This is a genomic window from Streptococcus mitis, from assembly GCF_003942685.1.
Taxonomy (GTDB): Bacteria; Bacillota; Bacilli; order Lactobacillales; family Streptococcaceae; genus Streptococcus; species Streptococcus mitis_CD.
The window spans coordinates 53,678-70,147 of the sequence record NZ_RJNR01000003.1; the positions used below are offsets into that span (position 1 = coordinate 53,678).

15 protein-coding genes are annotated in these 16,470 nt (G+C 40.6%); 6 read left to right on the forward strand and 9 right to left on the reverse strand.

The genetic code is table 11. The annotated features are described in order from the left end of the window. Window positions 1–115: 115 nt before the first annotated feature. Window positions 116–2,338 (reverse strand): single-stranded-DNA-specific exonuclease RecJ, encoded by a 2,223-nt coding sequence (gene recJ, locus D8855_RS03685; protein ID WP_185757554.1) that lies wholly within the window; start codon window positions 2,336–2,338, stop codon window positions 116–118. Between the two features lie 176 nt (window positions 2,339–2,514). On the opposite strand from recJ, the gene D8855_RS03690 reads away from it, so the two are divergent. The 5 genes from D8855_RS03690 (at window position 2,515) to D8855_RS03710 (ending at window position 6,771) form a co-directional block, all read left to right on the forward strand. Continuing rightward, window positions 2,515–3,273, forward strand: a complete 759-nt coding sequence (locus D8855_RS03690) for an amino acid ABC transporter ATP-binding protein (RefSeq protein ID WP_001229571.1) — start codon at window positions 2,515–2,517, stop codon at window positions 3,271–3,273. 10 nt (window positions 3,274–3,283) lie between these two features. Then, the gene (locus tag D8855_RS03695; RefSeq protein ID WP_125416105.1) at window positions 3,284–4,078 is read left to right on the forward strand and encodes a transporter substrate-binding domain-containing protein; all 795 of its coding nucleotides are present in this window, start codon (window positions 3,284–3,286) and stop codon (window positions 4,076–4,078) included. A gap of 12 nt (window positions 4,079–4,090) precedes the next feature. Next, window positions 4,091–4,768, forward strand: a complete 678-nt coding sequence (locus D8855_RS03700; protein WP_004269945.1) for an amino acid ABC transporter permease — start codon at window positions 4,091–4,093, stop codon at window positions 4,766–4,768. A gap of 9 nt (window positions 4,769–4,777) precedes the next feature. After that, window positions 4,778–5,437: an amino acid ABC transporter permease gene (locus D8855_RS03705; protein WP_125416107.1), complete on the forward strand. Its 660-nt coding sequence runs from the start codon at window positions 4,778–4,780 to the stop codon at window positions 5,435–5,437. 143 nt (window positions 5,438–5,580) lie between these two features. Continuing rightward, window positions 5,581–6,771 carry a ferredoxin reductase family protein gene (locus tag D8855_RS03710; protein ID WP_185757555.1) on the forward strand — a complete coding sequence of 397 codons (1,191 nt, stop codon included), beginning with the start codon at window positions 5,581–5,583 and terminating at the stop codon, window positions 6,769–6,771. 109 nt (window positions 6,772–6,880) lie between these two features. Here the strand turns inward: D8855_RS03710 and D8855_RS03715 are convergent, their stop codons facing one another. Both D8855_RS03715 and D8855_RS03720 read right to left on the reverse strand, forming a co-directional pair. Beyond that, on the reverse strand, window positions 6,881–7,318 hold the full coding sequence (locus D8855_RS03715) for an Rrf2 family transcriptional regulator (RefSeq protein ID WP_001166795.1): 438 nt from the start codon (window positions 7,316–7,318) through the stop codon (window positions 6,881–6,883). A gap of 75 nt (window positions 7,319–7,393) precedes the next feature. After that, the gene (locus tag D8855_RS03720) at window positions 7,394–8,236 is read right to left on the reverse strand and encodes a metallophosphoesterase family protein (RefSeq protein WP_125416111.1); all 843 of its coding nucleotides are present in this window, start codon (window positions 8,234–8,236) and stop codon (window positions 7,394–7,396) included. 533 nt (window positions 8,237–8,769) lie between these two features. Between D8855_RS03720 and thrS the strand changes: the two genes are divergently transcribed. Beyond that, on the forward strand, window positions 8,770–10,713 hold the full coding sequence (gene thrS, locus D8855_RS03730; protein ID WP_125416113.1) for a threonine--tRNA ligase: 1,944 nt from the start codon (window positions 8,770–8,772) through the stop codon (window positions 10,711–10,713). A gap of 211 nt (window positions 10,714–10,924) precedes the next feature. On the opposite strand, the gene D8855_RS03735 is transcribed toward thrS, so the two are convergent. The 6 genes from D8855_RS03735 to D8855_RS03765 form a co-directional block, all read right to left on the reverse strand. Next, on the reverse strand, window positions 10,925–11,974 hold the full coding sequence (locus D8855_RS03735) for a DUF389 domain-containing protein (protein WP_060628624.1): 1,050 nt from the start codon (window positions 11,972–11,974) through the stop codon (window positions 10,925–10,927). Continuing rightward, window positions 11,971–12,294, reverse strand: a complete 324-nt coding sequence (locus D8855_RS03740) for a potassium channel family protein (protein WP_000825751.1) — start codon at window positions 12,292–12,294, stop codon at window positions 11,971–11,973. Before D8855_RS03740 ends, D8855_RS03735 begins: the two co-directional genes overlap by 4 nt. A 13-nt stretch (window positions 12,295–12,307) precedes the next feature. Further along, complete coding sequence (locus tag D8855_RS03745; protein WP_000397556.1) at window positions 12,308–12,649, reverse strand: hypothetical protein; 342 nt, start codon at window positions 12,647–12,649, stop codon at window positions 12,308–12,310. Beyond that, on the reverse strand, window positions 12,574–12,876 hold the full coding sequence (locus D8855_RS03750; protein ID WP_080976003.1) for a TMEM175 family protein: 303 nt from the start codon (window positions 12,874–12,876) through the stop codon (window positions 12,574–12,576). Before D8855_RS03750 ends, D8855_RS03745 begins: the two co-directional genes overlap by 76 nt. A 717-nt stretch (window positions 12,877–13,593) precedes the next feature. Next, a complete protein-coding gene (locus tag D8855_RS03760; RefSeq protein ID WP_125416115.1) occupies window positions 13,594–14,643 on the reverse strand; it encodes a DUF389 domain-containing protein in 1,050 nt (349 codons plus the stop codon). 290 nt (window positions 14,644–14,933) lie between these two features. Then, a complete protein-coding gene (locus tag D8855_RS03765) occupies window positions 14,934–16,445 on the reverse strand; it encodes an ATP-binding cassette domain-containing protein (protein WP_125416117.1) in 1,512 nt (503 codons plus the stop codon). Window positions 16,446–16,470: the final 25 nt, after the last annotated feature.

The following is a 16,470-nucleotide window of genomic DNA, read 5'->3' on the forward strand; positions in this document are numbered from 1 at the left end:
TAAAAGCACTACTTTTAGCCGAATCTTTTCCTACCATTATACCATTTTTTTAATGATTTTCAAAATGAAGATTTGTTTTCAAAAAAGAGCTGGTTTCCCAACTCTTTCCTATCATCTACTCTTTTTCCATTAAAAAGTCATAAATTTCTTGCACGGTACCCAGCGCCATCATTTCTTGGTCTTTGACGGTTTGTTTGAGATTTTGGTAAATCTGACTCTCAGCTATATCACGCTTTTCAGCCTCTTTATTCACTGTCATGACACCATCTTTGATGGTCACAAAGCCTAGCTCTTCAAATACTTGAATCATTTTGACCAGCAAGATTTGTTGGATATTGAGATAAGTAGCCAAATCCTTCAGTTTGTAGCGAATATCAAACTCTGGGAACTGGTAGATAGTCTTGTACAATTTTGCAAACTGCTCTCTAGTCCCATATCCCGTCAGATAGTAGGCCTTGTCAATATCATTTTTGAAATAAACAGCAGAAAAATTCTGCTCCTGAAAAATGGTCTTCAGCTGAGTAATATCCTCAGGAATGGTTTTTACAACCACAGCATCACTATTTACTAGATTGGGCAGTTCTCCAGCAAAATCCAAGACTGGAACCCCTTCTGGCAAGACTGCATTCTTCCCACGGATGTTAAAAAGTTGAACACCCTCCACACGCGCATCCACCATCATCAACTGGAGGGCAGTTTGGCCATTCCATTGGTTGACAGACAATTTGACTGCCAGCTCTAGATTCTTGGTTTGAGAAAACTCTGTCGCCCATCTACCTTGTCCGAAGGCCACCACTTCAAAACTCGCCTCACCTTTGGAAATTTTCAACTTGAGATGAGCATTGCCTGCCCCCATAGTACGGGCACTTTCGACCTGAAAATCCTTTATATAAAAGACAGGTTTCTGATTGTCCATGCCAAAAGGTGCCAAACGTTCAAAACTTTTGACCGTTTCCAAGCTAAGTGTTTCCAAATCCAGTTCTTCATCTAGATTTAACTTGTTCTTGCCAGCAGCATCTGCGTCTTTTTCACGGACATAGTCTTCCAAGACCCGAGATAAATCTGAGAGTTTCTCCACTTCCAGCGTCATTCCTGCTGCGCCAGCATGACCGCCAAATGCGATAAAGAGGTCGCGATGGGGATCTAGGGCTTCAAAAATATCGACTGCTTCCACACTACGAGCACTACCCTTGGCACGACCGTCCTCTATATTGAGAACGATGACTGTCTGCCCTAGTTCTTCCAACAAACGACCAGCCACGATTCCTAGAACCCCAGGATTCCAGCCTTCCTTGGCCAAGACTTGGACCTTCTTCTCAGAATCCACCATGGTCTTAGCTTCTTCATAGATAGACTGGACAATTTCCTTACGCTCTTCATTTTTCTGGTGAATCATAAGGGCAATCTCATGGGCTTCCTCATCATCAAAGCCAGTCAGCAAATCAATGGCAGGATTGGGATCATCCAAGCGGCCCAAGGCATTCAATCGAGGAGCAATCTGGAAACCAACCGTTTCTTCTGTTACTTCGTTGGCAGCAATCCCAGCCATGTCCAGCATTTCTTGTAAACCAATGCGCTGAGTATGCCCCAGCATTTCTAGACCATATTGAACCAAGATACGGTTTTCATCCGTCAAACTAACCATATCTGCAATGGTACCAATAGCAACCAAATCAAGCAATTCCACTTGTACTTCTTCTAACAGGGCACAAGCCAGCTTGAAAGCCACTCCACAACCAGCCAAATATTTGAAAGGATAGTCCGCATCCGGATGTTCAGGATGGACAATGGCATAGGCATCTGGTAAGGTTTCAGGCATGGAATGATGGTCAGTCACAATGACATCCACTCCCATAGACTGGGCCAATTCAATAGCCTCGTGACCCACAACCCCATTGTCCACTGTCACAATCAAGGAAATTCCTTCTTGCTCGATAAAATATTTGTAAACACTGGCATTAGGTCCATAACCATCGGTAAAACGATTGGGCAGATAAACCCGGCACTCGGCACCAAGCTGTTCCAAACTTTCCTTAACAATCGAAGCCGAAGTCATACCATCCGCATCATAATCACCGTAAACGAGGATATTTTCCCCTTCTTCAATGGCCTGACGAATCCGTTCTACTGCCTTGTCCATATCATGGAGCAGATAAGGGTCGTGCAAGTCCTCCAAGGAAGGTTCTAAAAACTTCTTCAGACTTTCTTGGTTCTGAATCCCTCTTTCAAATAATAACCGAGCCACCTCAGGACCCAGTCCAGCCTTCTTGGCTATCTTTGTAAAATCCGCATCTTCTACCTGCGGGGCAAACTGCCATTCATAAGTAGGTGTTATCAAAAAGACATCCACTCTTTCTAAGAATTCTATTGCTTCATTATAACATGATTTAGGCTTTTTCTCTATCCTGATTGCTTTCTACAAAAATTTTACTAATTTTTTTCTGATATGATTTGACAAGAAAAATCTTTTGGTGTAGAATCATNTTATAAAATCTAACACAAAGGAGATTCCTTATGGCTTTAGTAGAATTTGAACACGTCGAAAAATATTACGGAGACTACCACGCACTCCGCGACATCAATCTCCGTTTTGAAAAAGGGCAAGTCGTTGTCCTCCTAGGCCCTTCTGGTTCTGGGAAGTCCACTCTTATCCGCACCATCAATGGTTTGGAGGCTGTAGACAAGGGAAGTCTTCTAGTAAATGGTCACCAAGTTGCTGGTGCCAGCCAGAAAGATTTAGTACCGCTTCGCAAGGAAGTCGGCATGGTTTTCCAACATTTCAACCTCTATCCACACAAAACAGTGTTAGAAAACGTAACACTTGCGCCCATAAAAGTTCTAGGAATTGATAAAAAAGAAGCTGAAAAGACAGCCCAAAAATATCTGGAATTTGTAAATATGTGGGACAAGAAAGATTCTTATCCAGCCATGCTTTCTGGTGGACAAAAACAACGAATCGCCATCGCACGTGGACTCGCTATGCATCCGGAGCTCCTCCTCTTCGATGAACCAACATCTGCCCTTGACCCTGAAACCATAGGTGACGTTCTGGCAGTTATGCAAAAATTGGCCCACGAGGGTATGAATATGATTGTCGTTACCCATGAAATGGGCTTTGCCCGTGAAGTTGCTGACCGTATCATCTTTATGGCTGATGGAGAGGTTTTGGTTGATACGACAGATGTTGATGACTTTTTCGACAATCCAAGCGAACCTCGTGCTCAACAATTCCTCAGCAAAATTATCAACCACGAAAGTGACAAAGTCAAATAAGGAGGCGCCTATGAAAAAGAAATTCTTTTTATCCGCATTATTGATTAGCCTTTTCAGCCTTGCTGCTGCAAAACCAGTCCTGGCTGATACCAGTGTCGCAGACATTCAAAAGAGAGGCGAGCTAGTTGTCGGTGTGAAACAAGACGTTCCCAATTTTGGCTACAAGGATCCTAAGACAGGGACCTATTCTGGTATCGAAACCGACTTGGCCAAGATGGTAGCTGATGAGCTCAAGGTTAAGGTTCGTTATGTGCCTGTTACCGCTCAAACCCGTGGACCCCTTCTAGACAATGAACAGGTCGATATGGATATCGCAACCTTCACCATCACAGACGAACGCAAAAAACTCTACAACTTCACAAGCCCCTACTACACGGACGCTTCTGGCTTTTTGGTCAATAAGTCTGCCAAAATCAAAAGCATTGAGGACCTAAACGGAAAAACCATCGGTGTTGCCCAAGGTTCCATTACTCAACGCTTGATTACCGAACTAGGTAAAAAGAAAGGCTTGACCTTTAAATTCGTCGAACTTGGTTCCTACCCAGAATTGATTACTTCCCTACATGCTCACCGTATTGATGCCTTTTCCGTTGACCGCTCGATTCTGTCTGGCTACATCAGCAAACGCACAGTACTACTAGATGATAGTTTCAAGCCATCTGACTACGGTATCGTTACCAAGAAATCAAATACAGAGCTCAACGACTATCTTGATAACTTGGTCACTAAATGGAGCAAGGATGGTAGTTTACAAAAACTTTATGACCGTTACAAGCTCAAACCATCTAGCCATTCCGCAGATTAAGGAGGACACCCTATGACAGATTTATCATCTTGGACAGCCTATTTTCAGGATTTTGGACAATTTTTCAACGGTTTCCTCTTCACCCTTGCCCTAGCGATCGGATCCTTTATCCTAGCCATGGTTTTGGGCATCTTCTTTGGGGCCATGTCAACCAGCAAACGCCCATTCTTGCGTGTTTTGGCTCGCATCTTTGTGGAATTTTATCAAAACACTCCCCTCTTGGTACAATTTGTTATCGTTTTTTATGGCCTACCTCTTATCAGTGACCATCTCATCATGATTCCAATTTATTGGACAGCTGTTCTCTGCGTGGGACTCTATCACGGCGCCTATATCGCTGAGGTGATTCGCTCAGGGATTCAGTCTATTCCTAGCGGTCAGATGGAAGCTGCCTTGTCGCAAGGGTTTACCTATATCAGTGCCATGCGCTTGATTATCTTGCCTCAGGCCTTTCGTATCATTCTCCCTCCTTTGACCAACCAAATCGTCAACCTCATCAAGAATACCTCGACAGTTGCTATCATCTCTGGAGTGGACTTGATGTTTGTGACCAAGTCTTGGTCAGCTCTTAACGGAAACTACATTCCAGCATTTTTAGGCGCTGCCCTTCTCTACTTTTCTCTATGCTTCCCTGTTGCCCAGTTTGGTCGCAAGATGGAGCAAGCCAACAAAAAAGCCTATTCACTTTAGGAGGTTACTATGGAATCCATTTTAGAAGTTTTGACCCCAGATAACCTAATCTTTATCTTTAAAGGATTTGGCTTGACCCTCTATATTTCTCTGATTGCCATCGTCCTCTCTACCCTCATCGGAACGGTGCTAGCCGTCATGAGAAATGGCAAAAATCCTGTCTTGCGCATCATCTCCAGCATTTACATCGAATTTGTACGGAATGTTCCCAACCTTCTCTGGATTTTCACTATCTTTTTAGTGTTCAAGATGAAATCCACACCAGCAGGAATCACTGCCTTCACCCTCTTTACATCAGCAGCCCTAGCTGAGATTATCCGAGGCGGTCTCAATGCCGTAGACAAGGGGCAGTACGAAGCAGGAATGTCGCAAGGATTTACATCAACCCAAATCCTTTACCACATCATTCTCCCACAAGCCATTCGCAAAATGTTGCCAGCCATCATTTCTCAGTTTGTAACCGTGATTAAGGATACCAGTCTTCTCTACTCTGTCATCGCCCTACAAGAACTATTTGGAGCTAGCCAAATTCTCATGGGCCGTTATTTCGAACCTGAGCAGGTCTTCAGTCTTTATATCCTGATTGCCTTGATTTACTTTATCTTTAACTTTGCCATCTCCAGCCTGTCTCATAAGCTAGCAAAACGTTGGCAACAAGCTGCAGAATAAACAGCCACTCTCCAGTTAAATTGGAGAGTTTTTTGATGATAGTAGATATTTATAGACCTCAATTTGACACCATACTTTTTCTATGATAAAATGTAACAAATTTATTTACAACAAATCAAAATCTAAATGAAATGGAATTTTCTATGAAATCACTCAAAGGACTACTCTTTATCATAGCTAGTTTTGTCTTGACTATTTTGACTTGGATGAACACTTCTCCCCAATTCATGATTCCAGGACTAGCTTTAACAAGCCTATCTCTAACTTTTATCCTAGCCACTCGTCTCCCCCTACTAGAAAGCTGGTTTCACGGTTTGGAGAAGGTCTATACTGTCCACAAATTCACAGCCTTTCTATCCGTCATCCTACTCATCTTTCATAACTTTAGTATGGGCGGTTTGTGGGGATCTCGTTTAGCTGCTCAGTTTGGCAATCTTGCCATCTATATCTTTATCAGTATCATCCTTGTCGCCTATTTAGGCAAATACATCCAATACGAAGCTTGGCGATGGATTCACCGCCTGGTTTACCTAGCTTATATTTTCGGACTCTTTCATGTCTACATGATGATGGGCAATCGTCTTCTCACATTTAATCTTCTAAGTTTTCTTGTTGGTAGCTATGCCCTTTTAGGCTTACTAGCTGGTTTTTATATCATTTTTCTATATCAAAAGATTGGCTTCCCCTATCTAGGGAAAATTACCAATCTCAAACGCTTAAATCACGATACTATAGAAATTCAAATCCATCTTAGCAGACCTTTCAACTATCAATCAGGACAATTTGCCTTCCTAAAGATTTTCCAAGAAGGCTTTGAAAGTGCTCCGCATCCCTTTTCTATCTCAGGAGGTCACGGTCAAACTCTTTACTTTACTGTCAAAAATTCAGGCGACCATACCAAGAATATCTATGACAATCTTCAAGTCGGCAGCAAAGTAAGCGTAGACAGAGCTTACGGACACATGATCATAGAAGAAGGACGAGAAAATCAGGTTTGGATTGCTGGAGGCATTGGGATTCCCCCCTTCATCTCTTACATCCGTGAACATCCTATTTTAGATAAACAGGTTCACTTCTACTATAGCTTCCGTGGAGAAGAAAATGCAGTCTATCTGGATTTGCTCCGTGACTATGCTCAGAAAAACCCTAATTTTGAACTCCATCTAGTAGACAGTAGGAAAGACGGCTATCTTAATTTTGATCAAGAAGAAGTGCCCGAACTTGCAAGCGTCTATATGTGCGGTCCTCTTTCTATGATGAAGTTACTTGCCAAACAGATTAAGAAACAAAATCCAAAAGCAGAGCTTATTTACGAAGGATTCAAGTTCAAATAACCACTCACACTCTCCTGGAATTCCCCAGGAGTTTTTTCTACGCAATCTAAAAAAACACTGCCAGATTTCTAGCAGTGTTTTGAGTTTCATTTGCAGGCATCTATCCCTCTTAATCCTTCATCTGACTCTCTGCGTCGGCCACGACTTGCTCTAAGCTAGTCTGACCAAGCTCTGCCTCCATAGCCAGCTGGATTCTCTCCAATTTTTGATCCAAAACATCATGAATATGGGCTCCAACTGGGCAATTTGGATTTGGATTGTCATGAAAACTGAAGAGTTGACCAGTCTTACCAAGACACTCAACAGCCTGATAAACATCTAATAGACTAATGTCTTTGAGATCCTTGACAATCTCTGTCCCACCTGTTCCACGCGCTACTGAAATCAGCTCTGCCTTCTTCAACTGGGACAAGGTCTTTCTGATAATGACTGGATTGACCCCGACACTAGCAGCCAGAAAATCACTGGTCACCTTGCTTTCCTTCCCCTTGAGGGCAATGATTATCAGCATATGAGTCGCAATGGTAAATCTACTTGGAATTTGCATCCTCTTCTCCTTTTTACGAGGCTACCCTGCCTCTACTCTTCTTTTTCTATTATTATACCCTTTTTAGTTGTAATGTCAATCGTTACCACTTTTCAACCAGGCATCTAACTCCCTATCGTAGCCCTCTTGCTGGGCCAATTCTCTCAAAAATTCCTGATTGTGAGTATGATGGATACCATTGACCAGACTTTCATAATAAACCTCAAAATAGGGAAGTTTGAGATCTTTAGCCAGCTGCAATTCAGCTGCTACATCGTAGTCTACCCGTCGGAAATCCATATCTACCAAGCCCTTGTCATCAAACTCTAAAATCATATACTGGGCCCGCAAGTCCTTCCGTAACTGGGTATCTAGAAAGAAAGGTTGCCCAATCGAGCCCGGATTGACAATCAATTGACCACCAGTTCCGTAACGAAGCAACTGCTGGTGAATATGACCATAAACAGCAATATCACAAGGCGGATTGGTCACCAAGCGGTCAAAATCCTCTTGCGCTCCAGTATGAATCAACTCTCGCCCCCAGTTCTTATCAGGAAGATGGTGGCTAATTCCCACCGTCAAATCCCCAAACTGACGATGAAGCTGGAGAGGTTGATTGTGAAGCAGTTCAATTTCTTCTAGTGAAATTTCCTCTAAAACATACTGGCACTGGCGCAAGAGATAACGTTGACTGGGACGAGTACTATCCAATTCCTTGCGGACACCATGCCAAAGACTGTCTTCCCAGTTTCCCAAAACTCTAGCCGTAATCAGTAGTTGATCCAACAAGTCCAAAATCCTTCTACGCCCTGTCCCTGGCATGAGAATATCTCCCAGAAGCCAGTATTCATCCACTCCTAGCTGCCGCGCATCTGCCAAAACAGCCTCCAAAGCGGTGATATTTCCATGAATATCTGAAAGAAGAGCTATTTTTGTCATTCTTTCTCCTCATTTCCTCTTATATATCTTTTTAATATTATAACAAAAAATACTGTTTAATAGTCACCTTTAACCCACTCTTACTAAATCCAGAACACTACTTTTATCAAGGTAAAAACTTATCAAAAAGATGATTTCACATTACTCCTAACAAAGCATAGCAGGCACTCTTTCAATGAAGAAAATTCAAAAAAATCTACAAATATCTTGAAAAATCTCACAATCATGCTATAATAATCCATAGAGACAAGTCACTTAGTCCCTTTCTACTAGAGAGTGCGTGGTTGCTGAGAACGCATAGAAAGACTATACTGATACTACTCTACTGACTTTTATGCAAACATAAAACGGTGGCTACGTTAGAGCCAATCAGAGGTGTCCCTCTTTTTTGAGGTACATAAATGAAGGTGGAACCACGTTGCGACGTCCTTTTGAGGATGTCGCTTTTTGTTTTTCTAGCTTTCACAATCCTCTGTCCCTGTTCTCAGAATAGGGTTAACACATTCGTCAATAATATAAGTAAGGAGAACATCATGATTAACATTACTTTCCCAGATGGCGCTGTTCGTGAATTCGAATCTGGCGTAACAACTTTTGAAATTGCCCAATCTATCAGCAATTCCCTAGCTAAAAAAGCCTTGGCTGGTAAATTCAACGGCAAACTCATCGACACTACTCGTGCCATCACTGAAGATGGAAACATCGAAATTGTGACACCTGATCACGAAGATGCCCTTCCAATCTTGCGTCACTCAGCTGCTCACTTGTTCGCCCAAGCAGCTCGTCGTCTTTTCCCAGACATTCACTTGGGAGTTGGTCCAGCCATCGAAGATGGTTTCTACTACGATACTGACAACACAGCTGGTCAAATCTCTAATGAAGACCTTCCTCGTATCGAAGAAGAAATGCAAAAAATCGTCAAAGAAAACTTCCCATCTATTCGCGAAGAGGTGACTAAAGACGAGGCACGTGAAATCTTCAAAAATGACCCTTACAAGTTGGAATTGATTGAAGAACACTCTGAAGACGAAGGTGGTTTGACTATCTATCGTCAAGGTGAGTATGTAGACCTTTGCCGTGGCCCTCACGTCCCATCAACAGGCCGCATCCAAATCTTCCACCTTCTCCATGTAGCAGGTGCTTACTGGCGTGGAAATAGTGATAACGCTATGATGCAACGTATCTACGGTACAGCTTGGTTTGACAAGAAAGACTTGAAAAACTACCTTCAAATGCGTGAAGAAGCTAAGGAACGTGACCACCGTAAACTTGGTAAAGAGCTTGACCTCTTCATGATTTCACAAGAGGTTGGTCAAGGACTTCCATTCTGGTTGCCAAATGGTGCGACTATTCGTCGTGAGTTGGAACGCTACATCGTAGACAAAGAGCTAGCTTCTGGCTACCAACACGTCTACACTCCACCACTTGCTTCTGTTGAACTTTACAAGACTTCTGGTCACTGGGATCACTACCAAGAGGACATGTTCCCAACTATGGATATGGGAGATGGGGAAGAATTCGTCCTTCGCCCAATGAACTGTCCACACCACATCCAAGTCTTTAAACACCATGTTCACTCATACCGTGAATTGCCAATCCGTATCGCTGAAATCGGGATGATGCACCGCTATGAAAAATCTGGTGCCCTCACTGGTCTTCAACGTGTGCGTGAAATGTCTCTCAACGACGGTCACCTCTTTGTGACTCCAGAACAAATCCAAGAAGAATTCCAGCGTGCCCTTCAGTTGATTATCGATGTTTATGAAGACTTCAACTTGACTGAATACCGCTTCCGCCTCTCTCTTCGTGACCCTCAAGATACTCACAAGTACTTTGACAACGATGAGATGTGGGAAAATGCCCAAACCATGCTTCGCGCAGCCCTTGATGAAATGGGTGTGGACTACTTTGAAGCCGAAGGTGAAGCAGCCTTCTACGGACCAAAATTGGATATCCAGGTTAAGACTGCCCTTGGAAAAGAAGAAACCCTCTCTACGATCCAGCTTGACTTCTTGCTTCCAGAACGCTTCGACCTTAAATACATCGGAGCTGATGGTGAAGAACATCGCCCAGTTATGATCCACCGTGGGGTTATCTCAACTATGGAACGCTTCACAGCGATCTTGATTGAAAACTACAAGGGTGCCTTCCCAACATGGCTTGCGCCACACCAAGTAACCCTCATCCCAGTATCTAACGAAAAACACGTGGACTACGCTTGGGAAGTAGCGAAGAAACTCCGTGACCGTGGTGTCCGTGCTGATGTGGATGAACGTAATGAGAAAATGCAATTCAAGATTCGTGCTTCACAAACTAGCAAGATTCCTTACCAATTGATCGTTGGTGACAAGGAAATGGAAGACGGAACTGTCAACGTTCGTCGCTATGGCCAAAAAGAAACAAACACTGTGTCAGTAGATGAGTTTGTAGCAGCTATCCTAGCCGATATCGCCAACAAATCACGTGTTGAAAAATAAATCGATCGCAGTCTGAGAAACATTTTTCAGTAAGAAAAAGCAACAACTATTTCAGTTGTTGCTTTTTATATTTTATTTAACCTGAGCTAGTAGTGATTGGTCAAACCACCACAAATGATATTCTCATCAACAATCCTTTCTATCCATTAACTTTTGGATATAGGATATCCTCCCAAGATTTGCTTCCATGAGTTAGATAAGTTGACTATCCTCAGTCCTTGTCTGCTTCATTTTCTTTTGCGCGATCGTTTTGTAAATCTTTTTCAGAGAGTTTTTGTTCGATATACTTGTCAATGTTTTCGTAAAATTCCTTGGTCGCCTCACTATCTAATTTTGCCGAATTATGGAATTGCTTGACTTTCAATTGAACAGATTGAATACCGTAAGAGGCTTGTTTTTGACGAATGGTTTCTAATTCTTCTTCTGAAATTGGATCTCCAACAACCGTCAAGACCAATTCATTGTTACTTGACTTGTAGACTTGATTAATAACCGTATAATTGGCGAACTCTTTTCCTACAAACTGTTTGATCCCTTCTTTGCGCGCTTGTTCTATTGTCAGAGTAACTGCCGAATAGCTAGCTGGAAGAATCAACAATACAATCAAAGATATCAAGCCAATTCTCATTTTAATGCTCAGCTCTTTAAATGAAGTTAAAGGAGATTTTCTCATCAAAATTCTTGTTCCAACAATGTTGGCTAGCATGATAAAGACACAGTTGATCAAGAAAAGATAGAGAGCCCCCAATAAAAATCGTACATTCCCATTAGCTAAACCATAGCCAGCAGTACAGATAGGCGGCATCAGAGCTGTAGCAATGGCTACTCCTGGCACGATATTGTTTGCTTCTTTTTTCCTTGAACCGATCACACCAGCAATCCCACCAGCAATAGCAATGAGGACATCCCAAATGGTTGGAGAGGTTCGTGCAATCAACTCGCTACTTGCATAAGACAAGGGAGAAATCCAGAAATACAGAGTCGAGACAAGCAAACTGACCAACACTTGAGTCAATAAAACCTCTAGAGATTGCTTGATTAAACGCGTATCAAAAATAGCTAAACCGAATCCCAGTCCAACAATCGGTGTCATGAGAGGTGAAATCAACATGGCTCCTATAATGACAGCTGTTGAATTCATATTTAGTCCGATAGAGGCAATAAAAATTGCACACATCAAAATCGCTGTATCTCTCAATCGAACATGAAGGTCATCGTATAATTTCTCACGGTATTCCCGTGTTGAATAATTGGCAGTCATTTGTCCTCTCCTCTTTCCTTATTTAAATTGGTATAATAATTAAAAATAACAGCTGATAAACAGCCAAAAAATATGAGCCCATAAATCGTCAAGAAGACACTGGTAATCCTTCCAATCAAGGTCACAGCTAGGAGATCCCCGTAGCCGACAGTCGTCGAAGTCACAAAAGCATACCAAAGACCGTCTCCGTAATTTGTGATAGCAGGTTCAACTAGGAAAAGCACGCCTCCTGACCCAAAAACAAAGGTCACAAAACTCAGAGCAAACCGAGTAAAACCCGTAACCTGCATAATATGCCATAACATTTTTAAACGTTTCATTTGTTCTCCTTATTCATACTAGCTCCTGACCGAGCCGTTTTTTCCAATAATCAAAGTGAAGATAGGACATGATCTCCATCAGAGAAAGATAGACAAACTGATAGATCTGATTTAAGCTGATTATCAACTGATATTGTTTGAAAAATGACTGGAAGAAAGACCAGATATGACTGTCTTGAATCAGTCCCTTCTTAACATCAGACAGGATATTAGCTAAAGCTCCCAAGGACTGAAACGGTAAATCCTTGACATTTATATAGATCCGGTCCACCACATCATTCAGACTGGTATCTTGGATGGCATGAAATTCTCCAAAGAGAACTCCTGCCGCTCCAAGAGTAGAAACAAATTCCACCAAATAATTTCTGAGGAAATTTTCTCAACCTTTTCCCATAATGTGTTTAGTGCCATCCATAACGATCCCAACCAGAAAAAGGAAAGAAAACAAGCAAAGAAATTTTGCCGTAAATCCCAAAAAGCTTTAAGACTTGGTGTTGTTGGTTTTTCTAACTCTAAAATCAAGATGGTCATAATAATTGCTAGAACAGCATCTGTCAATACAATTAATCTGTCTTTCTTCATCGGATTGCATCCCCTTTCTTTTTTGTAACATTCTATCTTATCGCATAATATTGGATATTCTTTCATAATCCGACTACAAACAAAAATAAACCAAAAAGTCTGTCCCTATTATGCTATATTTAACTCTAGAAGTATTCATCCATCTAATTAATAAGTATATCATATTTCACAATAAATGAATACTATCAAAGATTCATCCCCTTTCACTTCATCATTTAGTGTTGCTTAGATTTATCAAAAACAACCAAATTTGTATTAATTTCAAGTATCACCTAGTTACAAAAATTTGGGGTGAACAGAAAAAGCATCCCGTATTTTTGATACGAAATGCTTTCAATAAGTTTAAATAAGTTTTAACGTTTACTAAATTGTGATGCTTTACGAGCTTTTTTCAAGCCTGGTTTGGAAAGTATGAATTTCAGTTGGACTAAAAACAGCGTAATATCAAGACTTTTCTCCGCTTTTATAAAAGCGTTTTTCCAATCAAATTCAACTAATTTTATCTAAATGGTGTGGATTTTACCCCCAAAATTACAGAGAATGGAGCTGATAAACACTAAACGTTCACACCATTAGTTAAATGATTTTTTTCATCATTTTTCTTAGATGATAGAACTTCTAATTTATTTCTTATTCAAGCAAAAACAACCTGCTATAAGTAAGAAAGAGGAAGATACAAGAAAAACACGGCGTAAAAACCGATTCAGTTCATTGTCCTCAATCCTTGTCTGCTTCATTTTCTTTTACGAGATCGTTTTGTGAATCTTTTTCAGAGAGTTTTTGATCAATATACTTGTCAATGTTTTCATAAAATTCCTTGGTCGCTTCACTATCTAATGTTGGCGAGTTCTGAACTTGATTCACTTTCAATTGAACAGATTGAATACCGTAAGAGGCTTGTTTTTGGTGGAGTGTTTCTAATTCTTCTTCTGAAATCGGATCTCCAACAACCGTCAAGACCAATTCATTGTCCCTTGACTTGTAGACTTGATTAATAACCGTATAATTGGCGAACTCTTTTCCTACAAACTGTTTGATCCCTTCTTTGCGCGCTTGTTCTATTGTCAGAGTAACTGCCGAATAGCTAGCTGGAAGAATCAACAATACAATCAAAGAAATCAAGCCAATTCTCATTTTAATGCTCAGCTCTTTAAATGAAGTTAAAGGAGATTTTCTCATCAAAATTCTTGTTCCAACAATGTTGGCTAGCATGATAAAGACACAGTTGATCAAGAAAAGATAGAGAGCCCCCAATAAAAATCGTACATTCCCATTAGCTAAACCATAGCCAGCAGTACAGATAGGCGGCATCAAAGCTGTAGCAATGGCTACTCCTGGCACGATATTGTTTGCTTCTTTTTTCCTTGAACCGATCACACCAGCAATCCCACCAGCAATAGCAATGAGAACATCCCAAATGGTTGGAGAGGTTCGTGCGATCAACTCGCTACTTGCATAAGACAAGGGAGAAATCCAGAAATACAGAGTCGAGACAAGCAAACTGACCAACACTTGAGTCAATAAAACCTCTAGAGATTGCTTGATTAAACGCGTATCAAAAATAGCTAAACCGAATCCCAGTCCAACAATCGGTGTCATGAGAGGTGAAATTAACATGGCTCCAATAATGACAGCTGTTGAATTCATATTTAGGCCGATAGAGGCAATAAAAATCGCACACATCAAAATCACTGTATCTCTTAATCGAACATGAAGATCATCATATAATTTCTCACGGTATTCACGTGTTGAATAGTTTCCAGTCATTGGTTACTCCTTTTATTTCATATAATTTTGTTTCTGCATGGATGATGGTAGAGAGACTTCTGTCCAGTCTTACATATTTTTCTTCTCACCTGTTATACTTTTGAAAATTATCCTCTAAGTATCCGCCAGTCCATCCTTAACATTATATCAAAAATTTTACAGTCTTTCTCTGACGAAATCTATCAATTGAACAGATAGAGGAAGCAAGAAATTTTTGTTTCCTTATCCGAAGAGGGAAAAACGGTATCAGAAGAACCTTGATACTATGCGTTTTATTCTTTATAATTTAGCTATTTCAAAATTACAAGTTCTCCATTCTTAATTTCCCAAACTTGGTCAAACTTACTTAATAATTCGTTTTGGCGATGTAAAGTAACAATGACGGCACTTGGTAGTTCCAGAACTCTTTCCAATTCCATTTTAAACTGATTAGTATCCAAGGCAGAGAAAGGTTCGTCTAGGATAAGCAATGGATTTTTACGATTTTTCTCACGATTTAAATACATTCGTTGTTGCTGACCACCTGACAGGGATTGTGGTGGAATTTTTTCAAAATCTTCTTCTCTGAATTTTTCATTGAAACTATTGAATAGCGTTACATTATTTTCATAACTCGAAATAAATGTATGTTCTTGTTGCAGAATCATACCGAATCTTCCCCAAAGATGGTCCAAAACAAGCCCATCTAGCACAATTTGTCCTTCAAAATCTTCATCTGTTCCATTTAAAATGTTGAGAAGACTACTTTTTCCAGACCCATTCTTACCAATAAGCGCAATTTTATCCCCTTTTTGAATCGTAGCGGAAGTAATTATCAATTTTGATTCTCCCAGTTGTTTGGAAATGTTTTTCAAAGTAATCGTATCAAAAGAATGTTGAGGTGCTTGAACTGAAACGGGTCTCCCAACAATGTTTTGAAAACTCTTGATTACAGGCTTTACGGACTCTAACATTTGTAAATCATAAAGGATTTCCTGTATTGGTTCAGAAAAAGCATTAATATATCCGAAACTCGCCACCACCTCAGGAATACCGAGTTGCTGGTGAGATAGAGAGTAGGCTAAATAAATAAACAGAACAAGACTAATGAATTCAAAAGAAACACCTGTCAATAAGATGCCTGTAATTTTTGTCAAACCATACTTAAAATACTTATCCTGCAAATTCTTTAGAGAGCTCTTTTGTTGATTCAAAAAATGCGACATAGTTAGTTTATTTACCAAATGATGTCCCATGAGCAAATCCTCCAAAGTTCGATAGTAATCTCCTTGTTTTTTCAAGTAAACCTGTCTACGATTAGCGGTCAACTTCCCAACGATTTTAGGAATTTGAATACTAATTCCAGTGGAAAAGATTAAAATCAGTGATACAATAGGATTAATTGTTCTGCTAATAATGAAAGCGTAAATGATGATACGTAAAATTTGTTTGATAAAACTCATCAATGGAGGAAGGTAATCCTTTTCCAACGAATCTAGGTCATTAGATTGAAAGGAAATATACTCTGCTACTGTTTTCTGCTTGAAATCGTGGTGACTGAGTCCCAGAAGTGAACGAAACCACTCATTTTTCAAAGTAGTCGAAAAGATAATCCCCTGCTTCCAATCAAGTATCATTTGGATATAGTTACAACTCAAATAGCCTGCCACTGACATAGAGTAACCATATAGAGCTACTTGATAATCCCCTTTGATTAATGCCTGCGTGAAATACGGTAACAAAGCTGTGCAGATATTCGATACTACACCAAAAAGAAAATTAAAGAAGAGATACCATCTAATAGTTTTAAGATATGGTAGCATATACGATACTCCTTGCTAATGCGTT

Coding starts and splice junctions, on each gene's coding strand:
- D8855_RS03690 (WP_001229571.1), top strand. CDS start 2,515: ATGGCTTTAGTAGAATTTGAACACGTCGAAAAATATTACGGAGACTAC.
- D8855_RS03695 (WP_125416105.1), top strand. CDS start 3,284: ATGAAAAAGAAATTCTTTTTATCCGCATTATTGATTAGCCTTTTCAGC.
- D8855_RS03700 (WP_004269945.1), top strand. CDS start 4,091: ATGACAGATTTATCATCTTGGACAGCCTATTTTCAGGATTTTGGACAA.
- D8855_RS03705 (WP_125416107.1), top strand. CDS start 4,778: ATGGAATCCATTTTAGAAGTTTTGACCCCAGATAACCTAATCTTTATC.
- D8855_RS03710 (WP_185757555.1), top strand. CDS start 5,581: ATGAAATCACTCAAAGGACTACTCTTTATCATAGCTAGTTTTGTCTTG.
- D8855_RS03715 (WP_001166795.1), bottom strand. CDS start 7,318: ATGCAAATTCCAAGTAGATTTACCATTGCGACTCATATGCTGATAATC.
- D8855_RS03720 (WP_125416111.1), bottom strand. CDS start 8,236: ATGACAAAAATAGCTCTTCTTTCAGATATTCATGGAAATATCACCGCT.
- thrS (WP_125416113.1), top strand. CDS start 8,770: ATGATTAACATTACTTTCCCAGATGGCGCTGTTCGTGAATTCGAATCT.
- D8855_RS03735 (WP_060628624.1), bottom strand. CDS start 11,974: ATGACTGCCAATTATTCAACACGGGAATACCGTGAGAAATTATACGAT.
- D8855_RS03740 (WP_000825751.1), bottom strand. CDS start 12,294: ATGAAACGTTTAAAAATGTTATGGCATATTATGCAGGTTACGGGTTTT.
- D8855_RS03750 (WP_080976003.1), bottom strand. CDS start 12,876: ATGAAGAAAGACAGATTAATTGTATTGACAGATGCTGTTCTAGCAATT.
- D8855_RS03760 (WP_125416115.1), bottom strand. CDS start 14,643: ATGACTGGAAACTATTCAACACGTGAATACCGTGAGAAATTATATGAT.
- D8855_RS03765 (WP_125416117.1), bottom strand. CDS start 16,445: ATGCTACCATATCTTAAAACTATTAGATGGTATCTCTTCTTTAATTTT.